Origin of the sequence: Aeromicrobium sp. JJY06 (assembly GCF_044069275.1) — a bacterium.
In the GTDB taxonomy this organism is placed as follows: domain Bacteria; phylum Actinomycetota; class Actinomycetes; order Propionibacteriales; family Nocardioidaceae; genus Aeromicrobium; species Aeromicrobium tamlense.
On the sequence record NZ_JBIMRD010000002.1, the window covers coordinates 501,373 to 515,841 of the forward strand.

The window sequence follows — 14,469 nt, forward strand, 5'->3', positions numbered from 1 at the left end:
CGTCCTCACGGCTCACGGGGCTGGAACCGCCCCAGGGTGTCGTCCCCCGCCTCGACGATGCCGAAGCTGGACTCGGGCACGGGGTTCCACGCGCCCTTCAGGTCGCCGAGGGGCTCGGAGACCACGATCCGCGTCTCGTCGTCGAGCTCCGAGAACACGGGGTTGTCCGGGTACATCTGGCGCAGGGTGGACAGGGCCGTGCTGACGTACAGCGTGCGGCTCTGACCGATGCTGGAGTACCGGAAGCCCCACAGCCGCTCGCCGTCGGTCGTCGCCACGGTCATCTGGAGCGGCTCGTCCACCCCGTGCGCGCGACCCACCGCCTCGACGAAGCCCGCCATGCGCTCGACGGCGCCGATCGTGTCCTCGTGCAGCCCGAACGTCAGCGCGAGGAAGAACATCACCTCGGAGTCCGTGGAGCCCGCCATGAAGGGGTAGAGCTCGGGATCGACCGCCATGACCAGATCGCGCTTGAGCACCGAGAAGTCGCGGATCGCGCCGTTGTGCACCCACAGCCAGCGCCCGTGCCGGAAGGGGTGACAGTTCGACTGCTGCACGGGCGTGCCCGTGCTGGCCCGGATGTGCGCCAGGAACAGGCCCGACGAGGTCGACCGCGCCAGCTCGCGCAGGTTCTGGTCGCCCCAGGCCGGCCCGACGCCCCGGAACAGCACGGGCTCGTCGCTGCGGCGCGTGCCGGGCAGTGACGGCGCCTCGTCGAGGCCGTACCAGCCGACGCCGAAGCCGTCGCCGTTCGTCGTCTCGACCCCCATGCGCGAGTGCTGGCTCTGGTCGATCAGGGAGTGGACGGGCTTGTAGAGCAGCTCCTCGAGCAGGATCGGACTGCCCGAGTACGCCAGCCATCGACACATCGCGGCCTCCTCCAACGCTCGGTCTCCTCGGAGCGTGACCCAGTCGCGCGCCGGGATGCCTCATCCCACGGGGATGAGGTCCGTCCGCCGCGCGGTCCGCACGATGGGTCCATGCTGACCGTGGGCGTGGAGGAGGAGTTCCTGCTCCTCGACCCCGAGGGAGCGGTCCGGCCCGTCGCCGACGACGTCATCCGCGCGATCGGCGACCCCCGGGTGAAGCCCGAGCTCATGTCGTTCCAGGTGGAGACGAACTCCGGCGTGTGGACCGACCTGGCCGATCTCGATCGCGAGCTGCGCGACCTCCGCTCACGGGTGGCGGGCGCGTGCCGCGACCTCGGGGTGCGGCTCGTCGCGGCGGGCTCGCCGCCGATGGACGACCCGGGAGCCGAGCTCGTCACCGACGCACCGCGCTACCGCGGTCTGGCCGAGCGGTTCCCCGAGGCCACCGCCGCGGCCGGCACGTGCGCGTGCCAGGTGCACGTGGGGCTGCCCGACCGCGACCTCGCGGTCCAGGTGCTGGCGCGCCTGCGCACCTGGCTGCCGACGCTGTTCGCGCTCGGCACCAACTCGCCGGTGACGTCGGGTCGGGACTCCGGCTGGCAGAGCACGCGGTACGCGCGCCAGCTGCTCTGGCCGACCTTCGCGCCGCCCGAGCCGTGGGCCGACGCGGCGGCCTACGACGCCGCGGTGCAGGAGCTGGTTGACCGCGGCGCCGCCCTCGACGCGCGCAGCGTCTACTTCCTCGCGCGGCTCTCCCCGCGCTATCCGACGATCGAGATCCGCATCGCCGACACGTGCCTGGAGACCGCCGACGCGGTCCTGCTCGCCGGGATCTGCCGCGCTCTGGTGACGGTGCTGGTGGCCGACGTGGAGCAGGGGCGTCCTGCCGTGAAGGTCTCGGGCACGGCGCTGCGCACCGCCCTGCTGGCGGTCGCCGTGGACGGAAGGCCACCGTCGAGCGGTCCGGACGAGGTCACCCGGGCGGTCGTGGTGGCCCGGCTGCTGCGCACGATCCTGCCCGGCACCACCGGCCGCGACGACGCCGACGTCCTGCTGTGCGGCCTCGAGCGCGTCCACCGTGAGGGCACGGGCGCCGACCGTCAGCGCCGGCTCCTGACCACCCACCGCGCGCCCCGCGTGTTCGTCGACGTCCTCGCGTCGGCCACGGCGGGGGAGGAGACGCCATGACCACCGACCGACCGCCTCACGGCTTCCGGATGCGCGTCGCCCGGCGCTTGGCCGGGCTGCACCCGGCCGGCATGATCCATGGCGCGCTCGTCATGGGCGCCACCCTCGCCCTGATGAGCGAGAAGACCCGGGCCGAGGTCAGCGTGATCGGCGCGGCGGGTGTGCTGACGATCTACTGGCTCTCGCACGCCTACACCCACGCCCTCGGACGGGGCATCGACGGTGACCAGGTCCATCTCGCCGCCCGCCTCGTCGGCAGCATCCGGCACGAGTGGCCCGTGTTCCTCGGTGGTCTGCCGGCCCTCGTCGTGTTCGCGACCATGCTGGCCTTCGGGTCGCAGGTCGCGACGGCGATGGCCGCGGGCCTGTGGGTCACCGTCGTGCTGATGGCGGTGTCCGGCTACCTCGCAGCCCACCAGGCCGGCGTCTCCGGCTGGCGGACCGGTGCCGAGACGGCGTTCGCAGCGCTCCTCGGGCTCTTCATGCTGGGGCTCAACACCCTGCTGCACTGAGGGGTCAGGCAGCCACGGGCTCGCGGCGGCTGCGCAGCACGGCCTTGACGATCTCCTCGACCACGACGAGCGTCGCGGCGAGGCCGAGGCACGTGCCCCACTGGCCGAGGGTCATCTCGGTCGTGCCGAAGATCCGCTGGAGGAAGTCCAGCGTCGTCACCAGCACGATGGCCAGCAGCGCGATCCCGTACCGCCGCAGCTGCGCGACCGCGGGCAGCGCCCGACTGTCGAAGATGGTGTTCTCCTGGTCGCGGCTCAGCAGTGCCCCCGCCAGGTGGAACAGCGAGAGGGTCGTCAGCAGCATCGTCGAGGCCAGCACGGCGTCCTCCCACTCGACGCCGATCTGGTAGGCCGCGAGCGAGCCCGCGGTCATCACCGCGCCCTGGACGCACAGCCGGATCCAGTTGGCGCGCGACAGCACCGGGGCGCCGACCGGCCGCGGCGGGCGCGCCATGAGGCCGCGGGCCGGCTGGTCGAAGCCCAGCGCGATCGCGAGCGGGATGTCGACGACCATGTTGAGCCACAGGATCTGCAGCGGATTCAGCGGTGAGCCGTCGGCGATGCCCAGCACCCCGGCCACGAGGAACACCGCGATGTAGGCGACGAGGGTCGACATCTGGAACCGCAGGTACTTCAGCAGGTTGTCGTAGAGGGTGCGGCCGTACGAGACCGCCTCGACGATCGTCGCGAAGTTGTCGTCGGTGAGGATCATGACGGCGGCCTCCTTCGAGACCTCCGTGCCGGTGATGCCCATCGCGACGCCGATGTCGGCCGACTTCAGCGCGGGGGCGTCGTTCACGCCGTCGCCCGTCATGGCGACGATCTGACCGTTCCGCTGCAGGGTCCGCACCAGACGGACCTTGTCCTCGGGCGCCACCCGGGCGACGACGCCGATGTCGTCGACCCGCCGGTCGAGCTCCTCGTCGGACATCGCGGCGAACTCGCTGCCCGTGACGGCCTCGCCCTCGATGCCCAGCTCGGTCGCGATCGCCGCCGCCGTGGACGCGTGGTCGCCGGTGATCATGCGCACCCGGATCCCGGCCTCTCGGCACTCGGCGATGGCGGCCTTCGCCTCGGCGCGCGGCGGGTCGACGATGCCGACCATCGCGAGCAGCGTGAGCTCCTGGACCTGCCCGATGAGGTCGGTGCCGTCGCGCACGACCGAGGGTTCGAGGTCGCGCTGCGCCACGACCATGACGCGCTCGCCGGCGGCCGCGATCCGGTCGTTGGCCTCGAGCGCCAGGTGGCGGTTCTCGTCGCTGATGGTCACCAGCGTCCCGTCGGGCTGCCGGAACGTCGCGGCGCGCGCGATCAGCACGTCGGGCGCGCCCTTGACGTAGCAGCGGACGACCGGCGTGCCGTCGTCCGCGGTCATGTCGTGGAACGTCGCCATGAACTTGTACTCGGAGTCGAACGGGACCTCGGCGACGCGGGGGTGGGCCGCGCGCGTGTCGGTGATGTCGAGGCCCCCCTTGGCGCCCAGCACGATGAGCGCGCCCTCGGTCGGGTCGCCGATGAGGCTCTCACCGTCCAGCACCGCGTCGGCGCACAGCACCATGGGCAGCAGGTAGGGGTCGAGGTCGACCGCCCCGCCGCCCACGCGGCTGATCTCGCCGGCCGTCCCGTAGCCCTCGCCCGAGACGCTGAAGCGGTGGTGGCCCGGGATCACGAGCTCGCGCGCGGTCATCTTGTTGAGCGTCAGCGTGCCCGTCTTGTCCGAGCAGATCGCCGAGGTGGAGCCCAGCGTCTCCACGGCCGGCAGCCGTTTCACGATCGCGTGGCGGCTGGCGATCTCGCGCGTGCCCATCGACAGCAGGGCGGTCACGACGGCGGGCAGGCCCGTCGGGATCGCCGCCACCGCGAGCGCGACGCCCGTGACGAAGAGGGTGTCGAAGGACTGGCCGCGGGCGAGGCCGAGCAGCAGCACCAGCACCAGGGCGACGCCCGCGATGGAGGCGATGATCTTCGACAGGGAGTCCAGCTGGCGCTGCAGCGGCGTCTTGCCGACCGAGGTGCCGGCGAGCAGGTCGGCGATGTGACCGATCTCGGTGTCCATGCCGGTCGCGGTGACGATGATCTCGCCGCGGCCCCGGGTGACCGACGTGTTCATGTAGGCCATGCAGGTGCGGTCGCCGAGCGGCACGTCGTCGCCGGGCACGGGCTGGTCGGACTTGCCCACGGGGAGGCTCTCTCCGGTGAGCGCGGCCTCCTCGATCTCCAGGGTCGCCGCGAGCCACACGCGGCCGTCGGCGGGGACGCGGTCGCCGGCCTCCACCAGGACGATGTCTCCGGGCACCAGCTGCTCGGCGTCGACCTCGACGGCCCGGTCGCCGCGCCGGACGCGCGCGATCGTCTTCATCATCTGCGAGAGCGCCTTGACGCTCTCCTCGGCCTTGGCCTCCTGGCGCAGCCCGATCACGGCGTTGAGCACCGTCAGCCCCGCCAGCACGACCGTGGTCCCGGTGTCGCCCGTCACGACCTGATTGATGACGGCGGCGCCGAGCAGGATCAGCTGCATGAAGTCGCGGTACTGGCGCAGGAACGCGCGCAGACCCGACTCCTTGGCTCCCTCGGCGAGGCGGTTCGGTCCGACCGAGGCGAGCCGCCGGGCGGCCTCCTCGTCGGTGAGGCCCGTCGCGGGCACGACGCCGAGCGTCCGCGCGACGGCCGCTGCCGAGGACCCCACGGGGTCGAGGTCGGTGGGCACCCGGTCCGTGGGCGTGCTCTGCATCGTCATGGCGCGAGCATCCCCGCACGCGTGCGGCGACGCCTCATCCTCGACGGGTGAAGCGGAGCACGCCGCGTCGGGGTGCACTCGGTGGGGGCACTCCCGCCCCCCCGTTCGCACCACAGGAGATCGCATCATGGCCCAAGCCACCCTGACCGTCTGGAAGTTCGCCTCGCCGGAGGGAGCCGACCGTGCGTCGGAGACGCTCCAGCGACTGAGCCGCGAGAACCTCATCACCGTCCACGACGCCGCGACCGTCTCGTGGGCCGAGGGCGCGAAGCGGCCGAAGACCCACCAGCTGCACTCGACCACCGGCGCGGGCGCGCTCGGCGGGTCCTTCTGGGGCATGCTGTTCGGCCTGATCTTCTTCGTGCCGCTGCTCGGCGCCGCGATCGGCGCGGCGACGGGCGCCCTCGCCGGGTCCCTGGCCGACGTCGGCATCGACGACGGCTTCATCAACCGGATCCGCGACGAGGTGACGCCCGGCACCTCCGCCCTGTTCGTCATGACGTCCGACGCGGTCCTGGACAAGGTCACCGACGCGTTCGCCGACCTCGGCCCCTCGGAGCTGGTGTTCACGAACCTCAGCTCCGAGCAGGAGACCGCGCTGCGCGAGGTCTTCGCGGGCGAGTGAGCCCAGGTCAGGCGTCGCGCAGCTCGTCGCCGTGCACGATGACGGCCCAGATCACCAGGACGTCGATCGAGATCATCACGACCGACCACAGGGGATAGGCCGCCATGAACGCGAAGTTCACCAGGATGCTGAGCATCGCGACCAGCACGGCGATCACGCGGGCCCACACCTTGCCGGTGAGCAGCGCGACGCCGGCCGCGGCGACGATGACACCGCCGATCAGGTGGGCCCAGCCCCACGCGGTGTAGTCCGCGGTGACGACCAGGCCGTCGTTGCCGACGAGGAAGTACTGGTCCTTGAACAGGGCGACGAGGCCCGTGATGGCGTGCAGTGCTCCCAGGAGCACCATCATGAAGGCGGCGAAGTAGACCCAGCCCACCCAGCCGGAGACCGGGCTGGGCTGAACGGCTTGGTACTGGCCGGAAGTGGGGGTCGTGGCGGGCCCGGCGGGCTCTGCGGTGCGAGACATGATCGTGCCTTTCTGTCAGGGCAGCAGCCTCAGTGTCCGAGCGCGCGCGAGCGGGTCGCCTCACCCTGCACGGATGATCCGCACACCGGTCCATGCGCGCTTGCATGGCAGGAGGGCCCGCTCGGGCCCCGGCCCCTCGGGCCCGGACGCAGGAGGACCAGCGACATGACCGACTCACGCACGGCACCACGCCGTTCCCAGGGAGCCGCCTTCGGCTTCATCGCGTTCGCCGGAGTGATGATGATCCTGATGGGCGTCTTCCACGCCTTCATGGGCATCGTGGCCCTCGCCGAGAACGAGATCTACGTCGAGGGCCCCCAGTACCTCCTCGAGTTCGACGTCACCGCCTGGGGCTGGATCCACCTGATCGCCGGCGTCGTCGTCGTCATCGCCGGGTTCGGCGTGTTCAGCGGGCAGGGGTGGGCGCGCGGCGTCGGCATCGCCGTCGCGGCGCTCAGCATGCTGCTGAACTTCGCCTTCATCCCGTACTACCCGATCTGGTCGCTGCTCGTGATGGCGATCGCGGTGTGCGTCATCTGGGCGCTGGCCGACCACGGCCCCGACTTCCCGGTCCGGGACACCACGCGCGGTCTGTGAGGGCCAGGACCGAGGAGGCCGCATGACGATCGAGCAGGGCCCGGGGGCGCGACCCAGCGGGCGGACCGTGTCGGGCGTCCTGACGTTCGTCGTCGGCGCGGCCGCGCTGACGATCGTGCTCGGCGGCGTGCACGCCGTCGCCAGCATCATCGGGCCGGTCTTCCTCGCCCTGGTCATCACGGTCACGGTGCACCCCGCCCGCCGCGCGCTGGAGCGCACGCGGCTGCCGGAGTGGGCCGCCTCGACGGTCATGCTGATCGCGGCGTACCTGCTGATCGTCGTGATGACCCTCGCCCTGGTGGTGTCGGTGGCCCAGCTGGCCGCGCTGCTGCCGAAGTACACGACGGAGTTCACCGAGACCGTGAACGACGCGGTCGCGACCTTGGAGGGCTTCGGCGTCGAGCAGGCGCAGCTCGACAAGGTGGCCGCCGCGATCGACCCGGCGCGGCTCGTGGAGCTGGTCGCGTCGATCCTGGGCGGCACGCTGGGAGCGCTGACCGACGTCTTCTTCCTGTTCACCGTGCTGCTGTTCATGGCGTTCGACACCAACGCCGCCCGCCGGAACCTGCACCTGCTGGGCGGTCGCTTCGGCGACGTGGTCACGGCCGTCGGGCACTTCGCCGACGGGACCCGCACGTACATGGTCGTCGCCGCGACGTTCGGCCTCATCGTGGCGATCGTCGACGGCGTCGCGCTGTACGTCATCGGCGTCCCGGGCGCCTTCGTCTGGGCGGTGCTGGCGTTCGTCACGAACTTCATCCCCAACATCGGCTTCGTGATCGGTCTCGTGCCGCCGGCGCTGATCGCCCTGCTGGAGGACGGACCGGGGCTCATGCTCGCGGTCATCGTCGTCTACTGCGTCGTGAACTTCGTGATCCAGTCGATCATCCAGCCGCGGGTCGTGGGGGAGAGCGTCGGGCTCTCGCCCACGCTCACGTTCTTGTCGCTCGTGTTCTGGGCCTGGCTGCTCGGTCCGCTGGGCGCGCTGCTCGCGGTGCCGCTCAGCCTGTTGATGAAGGCGATGCTCGTGGAGGCGGATCCTCGCCTGTCGTGGGCGCTGCCGCTCATCTCGGGAAGACCCGAGACCTCGGACTGAGGCCACGATGGACCAGGACAGCAGCCGGGACGAGCCGTTCGCACCGGTCAGTCAGTCGACCGAGCGGATCGACACGGCCGTCGAGCGACTGCCGCCCTGGGCGCGCGAGCGCGTGCAGTGGGTGCTGTCCACGTGGATCGGCCGCACCCTGATGCGGCTGGCGGCCGCGTCCGTGCGCGTCGAGATCTTCGACCGCGCCATGACGATCGCCGCGCAGTTCTTCACCTCGATCCTGCCGCTGCTCATCGTCGCGGTGACCTTCCTCGGAGCCGGCTCGGACCAGATCGCCGAGGTCGTCGGCGCATCGGGGGAGACCAGCGAGCTCATCGACGAGGCCACCCGCGGCGAGGGCGCCGCGGCGTTCGGCGTCGTGGGCGTCCTGTTCGTCCTCGTGTCCGCGACGAGCCTGTCCCGCGCGCTGAGTCGCGCGTTCGCCGTGGTCTGGCAGGTCGACCGGCCGCGGGTGGACCTGAGGTCGGCCTGGCGCTGGTTCGCGGTGGTGGTCGTGCTGATGATGGCGGTCGTCGTGGTCCAGAACCTCACCCAGCGCACGAGCGCGCTCCCACCCCGCTCGCTGTGGCCGGCCGCGCTGTCCATGGCCACCGACGTCGCGGTGGCCGTCTTCGTCCCGTGGGTCCTGCTCGCCGGGCGGATCGCGGCGCGGTGGTTGCTGCCCGGCGCGGTCGCCTGCGGGATCGCCATGGCCATCGTCCGCCCGGCCGCGGAGGTGTGGCTGCCGTGGGCGCTCGACGTGAGCGCCGGGCGCTACGGCCCGATCGGGATGGCCTTCACCTACCTCGCCTGGCTCTACGTGGTGGCCTTCATCCTGATCGGCACCGCGGTGCTGGGGCAGGTCCTGGTGAGCGACGAAGGACGGGCCGGCGCCTGGCTGCGGGGCGACCCCGGCTCACCCCCGGAGCATGATGCCCGGCCCGGTCCCGATGACGAGAATCGCGACACCGGAAGGAGCGTCCGATGACCCAGGACTCCACCACACCCATGCCCGCCACGACCACGAACGCCTCCCGCGGCCGCACGGCCGGCGCGGTCGTGTGCCTCGTGCTGGCCGCCCTCCTGACCACCCCGGCGGCGATCGCCTACTGGGGCCAGCGCACCCTGAACGACGGCGAGCGGTACGTCGAGACCGTCGGCCCGCTGGTGCAGTCGCCCGAGATCCAGGAGGTGCTCGCCACCCGGGTGACCACGGCGATCTCCCAGCAGGTCGACATCGAGGGCCTCCTCGACCAGGCGTTCGCGGGGCTGAGCGACGAGGCACCCCGCCTCGAGCTGCTCGCCGCGCCGCTGTCGGCCGCCATCAACGGCGCGATCGACCGCCAGGTCCGCGCCTTCCTGGCCTCCGACGCGTTCGCGGACCTGTGGACCCGGCTCAACGTCCGCGCGCAGCAAGCGTTCCAGCGGATCCTCGAGGGCCGCGGCGGGGGAGCGGTGAGCCTCCAGGGCGACGACGTCGTGCTCGACGTCGGCGAGGTGATCGACGAGGTCAAGGCACGGCTCGTCGACCGCGGCATGACGTTCGTCGAGAACGCTCCCATCCCCGAGACCGATCGCACGATCGTGCTGATGGAGGCGCCGCGCGTGCAGCAGATCCGCACGATCTACGCCTTCAGCGACCCCGTGGCCCGCTGGGCGCTGCCGGTCGTCGGGGTGCTCTACCTCGGCGCCGTCCTGCTCGCGCGGCGCCGGCCCCGCATGACGGTGGCCGTCGGGATCGCGATCGCCGTGAACGCCGTCGTGCTCGCGATCGCGCTCGGCGTCGGCCGCCAGCTCTTCTCGAACGCCCTCGCCGAGACGTCCTTCGGCCCGGCCAGCACCGTCTTCTACGAGACGCTGTCGGCGTACCTCGAGCGCGGCCGGCAGGTCGTGCTGATGCTCGGCCTCGCGCTCGTCGTGGCCGGCTGGTTCACCGGCTCCAACCGGTCGGGCACGGCGGTGCGCACGGCGATCCGCGGTGCCCTCGAGCGGTTCGGCGCCGGCGTGGTTCACGGCCAGCTCGGCCTCGGCTGGCGCTGGGTGACGGACAACGTCGCGTGGCTGCGGGTCGTGGCCGTCGGCGCGGCGGTGGTCGTGCTGGCCTGGGGCAACGAGATCTCGCCCGAGCGCTGGTGGTGGTCGCTGGCCCTCGCGCTGGTCCTGCTCGCCGTGCTCCAGGTGCTGGCGGGTGCGGGCCGGGCCGTCAGTCAGGCAGCGTCCCGGGATCACGCCCCGACAGCCCACGCCTAGCGGCCGAGGCGAAGACCTTCACGACGGCGCCGAGGATGACCAGGTCCAGGATCATCTGCGCCGTGACGGCCACGCGCATCCCCTGCGACGTGGCGGTGATGTCGCCGAAGCCCACCGTCACGAACGTCGAGACCGTGAAGTAGAGCGCGTCGACCCGGGTGAGCGGCCTGCTGAAGGCGTCCGGGTCCGCGAGGGACACCGTGAGGTAGGCGCGCGCGAACATCAGCAGGAACACCGGGATCGCCAGCGCGAGCGCCTCGACGGCCCGGATCACCGGGAACGTCGAGCGCGCGATCAGCGGCACCTGGACGGCCACGACGCCGCTGAACACGAGCAGCGCGAGCAGGAACCAGGGCAGGTCGGATCCCGAGTCACGCGCCGGCAACAGGAAGTAGGCGCAGAGCAGCACCGTCACCGACAGCACGACGCGCACGGCGGCCCGCCGGACGAGCGCCCACGCCTGTCGGCGGGCCGGGTCCGGCCTCGGACGGGTCATGACTCACATCTGCGCGAGGATCCGCGCCTTCTGCGCGGCGAACTCCTCGTCGGTGAGCGTTCCGGCCTCGTGCAGGCGCCCGAGCTGGCTCAACAGGGCGATCGGATCGTCCGCCGGCGGGGCGGCGGGCGGCGGGGGCGGAGGCGGCGCCTGCTCGTACTGCTGGTCGTAGCCCTGCTGGTACTGCGGCTGCTCGGCCGCCCAGCGGGAGGCCTGGCGACGCGAGACGCGGTTCGAGACGGCCGTGGCCGTTCCGGCGACGACGGCGGTGCGTGCGACGCCCCTCAGTAGTCCTGGCATGTCGTGCTCCTTCGCTCGGGTGGTGCGGGGGCTCAGCCCGCGGCCTCGGTCGCGTCCAGCGCCTCGGCGATGTCGTCCAGGGGGATGAAGCCGGCCGCGACCAGCTCCGCGCCGTTGCGGCGCAGGGCATGGACGAATCGGGCGGCCCAGCGGTTCTCGAAGAGCAGGATCGCCGCGGCACTGCCGTCGGTCAGCACGTCGCCCGCCTCACGCAGGTCGTGCTCGCCCAGCAGGTTCGACGACGCGCCCTCGAAGACCGTGAGGTCGAACGCGCCGTCGCCGTCGAGGTCGTTGATCTCCAACGCGCTGACGGACCCGTCGGCCTCCTTCAGCACGAAGGCCAGGTCCAGGATGCGGATCGTGCCGCTGTCCGTGAGGGCGACCAGCTCCTGCAGTCCCTCGCCGGTCATCCTCGCACCGGGGAACTCCACGATCAGGTAGCCGACCGGTCCCCATTCGACCTCGTCCATGGCGGTGCCGTCCTTCCTCACGGTGGCGACGCGCGGCGTGCGTGTCCCGATCACGGTAGGAGCGCGGCCGGGGGAGCGGCCTCATCCTGCGGGGACGAAGTGCCGTCCCACGGCCGGAACGATCGGCAGGCGAACTCATCACGTCGTGACGAGGAGAGCCGGTGCCGATCCGACGAGACTGCACGCAGGACGACGACCACTCGGGAGGTGGGCCATGACGACGGAGCACCCGCGCCAGCAGGTGTTCGAGGTCAGGATCGAGGGCGCCGTTCCCGACGAGGTCCTGGGGGACCTCGCGGACATCCAGGTGGTCGGCCGCGAGCTGCGCACCTCGCTGCGCGCCCGCATCCGCGACCAGTCCGAGCTCCACGGATTCCTGGCCCAGCTGCGCACGTACGGCCTCGAGGTCGTCGAGGTGCGCCGCATCGTCACGCCGGACGACGAGCCGGAGGCCGGGGAGCCGTGACCGGACGTGGCGGGCCGACCATGGAGTACGAGCTCACGATCGACAGCGGGCTGGGGCCCGTCCTGCGGAACGCGCTCGGACCCGAGCTCGTGGCGCGCACCCGCACGTGCACGACGCTCGTCGCGGTGACCGCCGCGGATGTCGACGCGCTGGTCGCCGTGATCCACGCGCTCGGACTGCGACTGGAATCCGTCGTCGTCGTCGACCCCGCGGTGGCTACCCTCAGTCCATGACCGGGGCGCCGGAGGGGGTCGGTCGCGGCGAGATCATCGCGGCGGCCCGGTGCGCGCCGTCCCGCGTCGTCGCCGTCACGGCCGCCGCGGGGTACGGCAAGACCACGCTGCTGCGCCGCTGGGCGACCTGCGACCACCGCACCGTGGTCGTCGCGTCCCTGGCAGCCTCCGACGACGATCCCGACGCCCTGGTCGCCACGTTCGCCGACGCCTTCGCCGTCGCGGACGGCACCACCGCTCCGCGGCGGCCCACGCTGCGCGGACTCGTCGCCGCGGTCAGCGCGCGCCCCCGACCATTCGTGCTGCTCGTGGACGACCTGCAGGTCCTGCGGTCGGACGAGGCGCACGACGTCGTGCGGCTGATCGCCGCGCGCATCCCGTCGGGCTCGCAGCTGGTGACCGCGAGTCGGCGCGCTCAGCCACACCTGCCGCGGCTGCGTGCCGAGCACGAGGCGCTGGAGCTCGACGAGTGTCACCTCGCCGTCGACGGCACCATCGCCCGCGCGATCCTCGCGCGCGCCGGGCTGGACGTGGAGCCCGAGACGGCGGCCCGACTCGCGCGCGACTGCGAGGGGTGGGCGGCCGGCGTCGCCCTGGCGGCCGCGGTGGCGAAGGCCTCCCCGGACGGTGGGCTGGACGTCGCCGGTGACGACCGGTTCGTAGCGGACTACTTCGCGTCCGAGGTGCTGGGTCCGCTGGACGCCGACCAGCGCGAGTTCCTGCTCAGGACGGCGATCCTCGACCGGCTGGGCGGCGAGCTGTGCGACGCCGTGCTCGACCGCACGGACTCCACCGCGCGCCTGCGCGAGCTGGAGGACGCGAACCGCTTCGTGATGCCCACCGGACGCGGGCGCGCGTGGTACCGCCACCATCGCCTGTTCCGCGAGTTCCTCCTCGCCGAGCTGCGCCGCGAGGACCCCGAGCTCGTCGAGCGCCTGCACACACGGGCCGCCACCTGGCACGAGGCGCGCGGCGAGCAGGAGGCCGCGATCGAGCACCTTCTCTCCACATCCCGGCACGAGCGGACCGCGGCCCTGGTCGACGCCGCGGCGCCGGCGGCGTGGGAGCGGGGCGAGTCCGCCGTGGTCCAGCGCTGGCTGACGACGCTGGGCGAGCTGCAGCTGGCGGCGCACCCGCGGCTGGCCGTCGTGCAGGGGTGGGTGGCGGCGCTGACGGGGGACCCCGGCACGGCACAGCGCTGGCTGTCCTTCCTCGAGTCGACCGCGGACCCGACCTCCTCCCTGGAGGCCGACCGTGCCCTGCTCCGCTCCGCGATGGCACCGGACGGTCCCGACCGGGCGCTGCGCGACGCGCGGTACGCCCTGACGCACGTCGATCCGTGGAGCTTCCGTCGCGTCCGAGCCATCGCCCTGTGCGGCGAGGCCCACCTGATGCTCGGGCAGGTGGACGAGGCGCTCCCGTGCCTCGAGGAGGCGGCGCGCGAGGCGACGCGAGGCGGTCACCACTACATCGCCGTGGGCGCGCTCGCCCTGCTGGGCTGGATCGCGATGGACCGTGGCGACTGGCGCGCCGGGGGCGAGCACGTGCGCGCGGCGGTCCGCGCGACCGAGGAGTCCGGCCTGCCGGTTCACCCGGCGACCGTGCTGACGCTGGCGGCCTCGGCACGCCTGCACCTGCGCGTCGGTGACCGGGCGGCGGCCCTGCACGAGCTGGGCGAGGCCATGGAGTCGCGTCACGTCAGCACGTCCGCGCGGCCCCTGCTCGCGGTGAAGGGCCGGCTCGCCGTGGCGAAGCTGCTCTGGGCCACGGGCGACCACGGTGGTGCCCGCGAGCTGCTGCGCGAGCTGCACGACCTCGCCCGCGAGCGTCCGGACCTCGGCGTCCTGGGCGCCGAGCTGGCCGAGTTCGTCGCGATGGTGGACGGCGGCGACCGCGACGACGGGGTGACCGCGCCACTGACCCCCGCGGAGCTCCGTGTCCTGCCGTACCTGCAGACCCACCTGACGATCGCGCAGATCGGCGAGCGGCTGTTCGTCTCGCGCAACACCGCCAACTCCGAGATCGCGTCGATCTACCGCAAGCTCGGGGTGAGCACCCGGGGTGCGGCGGTCGCGCGGGCCACCGTGCTGGGGCTGCTGGGGCAGTAGACGCCTTCGGAGGCACTGGGAGCACACGGTCCTTCACACGATTCGTGTGATCTGCGCGGCTG

The 14,469-nt window shown here is 72.4% G+C and carries 16 protein-coding genes; 10 read left to right on the forward strand and 6 right to left on the reverse strand.

Going from position 1 to position 14,469, the window contains the following annotated elements:
• Positions 1-5: 5 nt before the first annotated feature.
• Positions 6-869 (reverse strand): class II glutamine amidotransferase, encoded by an 864-nt coding sequence (locus ACGWYL_RS13875; RefSeq protein ID WP_179424385.1) that lies wholly within the window; start codon positions 867-869, stop codon positions 6-8.
• A gap of 111 nt (positions 870-980) precedes the next feature.
• On the opposite strand from ACGWYL_RS13875, the gene ACGWYL_RS13880 reads away from it, so the two are divergent.
• Together ACGWYL_RS13880 and ACGWYL_RS13885 are read left to right on the forward strand one after the other, a co-directional pair.
• Positions 981-2,057, forward strand: coding sequence for a YbdK family carboxylate-amine ligase (locus ACGWYL_RS13880; RefSeq protein ID WP_395487484.1), 1,077 nt, complete (start codon positions 981-983; stop codon positions 2,055-2,057).
• Positions 2,054-2,569 carry a hypothetical protein gene (locus ACGWYL_RS13885; protein WP_395487485.1) on the forward strand — a complete coding sequence of 172 codons (516 nt, stop codon included), beginning with the start codon at positions 2,054-2,056 and terminating at the stop codon, positions 2,567-2,569. Before ACGWYL_RS13880 ends, ACGWYL_RS13885 begins: the two co-directional genes overlap by 4 nt.
• Before the next feature lie 4 nt (positions 2,570-2,573).
• On the opposite strand, the gene ACGWYL_RS13890 is transcribed toward ACGWYL_RS13885, so the two are convergent.
• Positions 2,574-5,306: an HAD-IC family P-type ATPase gene (locus ACGWYL_RS13890; protein ID WP_218845752.1), complete on the reverse strand. Its 2,733-nt coding sequence runs from the start codon at positions 5,304-5,306 to the stop codon at positions 2,574-2,576.
• A gap of 127 nt (positions 5,307-5,433) precedes the next feature.
• Here ACGWYL_RS13890 and ACGWYL_RS13895 point away from each other — a divergent pair, with 127 nt between their 5' ends.
• The gene (locus ACGWYL_RS13895; RefSeq protein WP_269302177.1) at positions 5,434-5,931 is read left to right on the forward strand and encodes a DUF1269 domain-containing protein; all 498 of its coding nucleotides are present in this window, start codon (positions 5,434-5,436) and stop codon (positions 5,929-5,931) included.
• A gap of 7 nt (positions 5,932-5,938) precedes the next feature.
• On the opposite strand, the gene ACGWYL_RS13900 is transcribed toward ACGWYL_RS13895, so the two are convergent.
• Entirely contained in the window at positions 5,939-6,400 is a 462-nt protein-coding gene (locus ACGWYL_RS13900; RefSeq protein ID WP_395487486.1) for a hypothetical protein, read from the reverse strand.
• A gap of 165 nt (positions 6,401-6,565) precedes the next feature.
• On the opposite strand from ACGWYL_RS13900, the gene ACGWYL_RS13905 reads away from it, so the two are divergent.
• Genes ACGWYL_RS13905 through ACGWYL_RS13920 form a run of 4 tightly spaced genes read left to right on the forward strand, consistent with a single transcriptional unit; the run spans position 6,566 to position 10,334 of the window.
• Positions 6,566-6,997, forward strand: coding sequence for a hypothetical protein (locus ACGWYL_RS13905; protein ID WP_179424380.1), 432 nt, complete (start codon positions 6,566-6,568; stop codon positions 6,995-6,997).
• A gap of 22 nt (positions 6,998-7,019) precedes the next feature.
• Entirely contained in the window at positions 7,020-8,093 is a 1,074-nt protein-coding gene (locus ACGWYL_RS13910) for an AI-2E family transporter (RefSeq protein ID WP_395487487.1), read from the forward strand.
• Positions 8,094-8,100: 7 nt separating this feature from the next.
• Positions 8,101-9,072, forward strand: coding sequence for a YhjD/YihY/BrkB family envelope integrity protein (locus tag ACGWYL_RS13915; protein WP_395487488.1), 972 nt, complete (start codon positions 8,101-8,103; stop codon positions 9,070-9,072).
• The gene (locus ACGWYL_RS13920) at positions 9,069-10,334 is read left to right on the forward strand and encodes a hypothetical protein (protein WP_395487489.1); all 1,266 of its coding nucleotides are present in this window, start codon (positions 9,069-9,071) and stop codon (positions 10,332-10,334) included. Before ACGWYL_RS13915 ends, ACGWYL_RS13920 begins: the two co-directional genes overlap by 4 nt.
• On the opposite strand, the gene ACGWYL_RS13925 is transcribed toward ACGWYL_RS13920, so the two are convergent.
• The 3 genes from ACGWYL_RS13925 to ACGWYL_RS13935 are packed head-to-tail and all read right to left on the reverse strand — an operon-like array spanning position 10,288 to position 11,654.
• Positions 10,288-10,830 (reverse strand): potassium channel family protein, encoded by a 543-nt coding sequence (locus tag ACGWYL_RS13925; RefSeq protein ID WP_179424376.1) that lies wholly within the window; start codon positions 10,828-10,830, stop codon positions 10,288-10,290. The two genes, ACGWYL_RS13920 and ACGWYL_RS13925, sit on opposite strands and share 47 nt — an antisense overlap.
• 3 nt (positions 10,831-10,833) lie before the next feature.
• Positions 10,834-11,130: an SHOCT domain-containing protein gene (locus ACGWYL_RS13930; protein WP_179424375.1), complete on the reverse strand. Its 297-nt coding sequence runs from the start codon at positions 11,128-11,130 to the stop codon at positions 10,834-10,836.
• Between the two features lie 32 nt (positions 11,131-11,162).
• A complete protein-coding gene (locus ACGWYL_RS13935; RefSeq protein WP_218845751.1) occupies positions 11,163-11,654 on the reverse strand; it encodes a DUF6325 family protein in 492 nt (163 codons plus the stop codon).
• Positions 11,655-11,814: 160 nt separating this feature from the next.
• Between ACGWYL_RS13935 and ACGWYL_RS13940 the strand changes: the two genes are divergently transcribed.
• The 3 genes from ACGWYL_RS13940 to ACGWYL_RS13950 are packed head-to-tail and all read left to right on the forward strand — an operon-like array spanning position 11,815 to position 14,407.
• Positions 11,815-12,066 (forward strand): hypothetical protein, encoded by a 252-nt coding sequence (locus tag ACGWYL_RS13940; protein ID WP_179424374.1) that lies wholly within the window; start codon positions 11,815-11,817, stop codon positions 12,064-12,066.
• Positions 12,067-12,086: 20 nt separating this feature from the next.
• Positions 12,087-12,299, forward strand: coding sequence for a hypothetical protein (locus ACGWYL_RS13945; protein ID WP_395487490.1), 213 nt, complete (start codon positions 12,087-12,089; stop codon positions 12,297-12,299).
• Positions 12,296-14,407 (forward strand): AAA family ATPase, encoded by a 2,112-nt coding sequence (locus ACGWYL_RS13950; RefSeq protein WP_395487491.1) that lies wholly within the window; start codon positions 12,296-12,298, stop codon positions 14,405-14,407. The genes ACGWYL_RS13945 and ACGWYL_RS13950 overlap by 4 nt, the downstream gene beginning before the upstream one ends.
• The last annotated feature ends 62 nt before the right edge of the window (positions 14,408-14,469 follow it).

Bases quoted from the DNA above. Each gene is read 5' to 3' on its own strand.
- ACGWYL_RS13875 (WP_179424385.1), bottom strand. From the start codon at position 869: ATGTGTCGATGGCTGGCGTACTCGGGCAGTCCGATCCTGCTCGAGGAG.
- ACGWYL_RS13880 (WP_395487484.1), top strand. From the start codon at position 981: ATGCTGACCGTGGGCGTGGAGGAGGAGTTCCTGCTCCTCGACCCCGAG.
- ACGWYL_RS13885 (WP_395487485.1), top strand. From the start codon at position 2,054: ATGACCACCGACCGACCGCCTCACGGCTTCCGGATGCGCGTCGCCCGG.
- ACGWYL_RS13890 (WP_218845752.1), bottom strand. From the start codon at position 5,306: ATGACGATGCAGAGCACGCCCACGGACCGGGTGCCCACCGACCTCGAC.
- ACGWYL_RS13895 (WP_269302177.1), top strand. From the start codon at position 5,434: ATGGCCCAAGCCACCCTGACCGTCTGGAAGTTCGCCTCGCCGGAGGGA.
- ACGWYL_RS13900 (WP_395487486.1), bottom strand. From the start codon at position 6,400: ATGTCTCGCACCGCAGAGCCCGCCGGGCCCGCCACGACCCCCACTTCC.
- ACGWYL_RS13905 (WP_179424380.1), top strand. From the start codon at position 6,566: ATGACCGACTCACGCACGGCACCACGCCGTTCCCAGGGAGCCGCCTTC.
- ACGWYL_RS13910 (WP_395487487.1), top strand. From the start codon at position 7,020: ATGACGATCGAGCAGGGCCCGGGGGCGCGACCCAGCGGGCGGACCGTG.
- ACGWYL_RS13915 (WP_395487488.1), top strand. From the start codon at position 8,101: ATGGACCAGGACAGCAGCCGGGACGAGCCGTTCGCACCGGTCAGTCAG.
- ACGWYL_RS13920 (WP_395487489.1), top strand. From the start codon at position 9,069: ATGACCCAGGACTCCACCACACCCATGCCCGCCACGACCACGAACGCC.
- ACGWYL_RS13925 (WP_179424376.1), bottom strand. From the start codon at position 10,830: ATGACCCGTCCGAGGCCGGACCCGGCCCGCCGACAGGCGTGGGCGCTC.
- ACGWYL_RS13930 (WP_179424375.1), bottom strand. From the start codon at position 11,130: ATGCCAGGACTACTGAGGGGCGTCGCACGCACCGCCGTCGTCGCCGGA.
- ACGWYL_RS13940 (WP_179424374.1), top strand. From the start codon at position 11,815: ATGACGACGGAGCACCCGCGCCAGCAGGTGTTCGAGGTCAGGATCGAG.
- ACGWYL_RS13945 (WP_395487490.1), top strand. From the start codon at position 12,087: ATGGAGTACGAGCTCACGATCGACAGCGGGCTGGGGCCCGTCCTGCGG.
- ACGWYL_RS13950 (WP_395487491.1), top strand. From the start codon at position 12,296: ATGACCGGGGCGCCGGAGGGGGTCGGTCGCGGCGAGATCATCGCGGCG.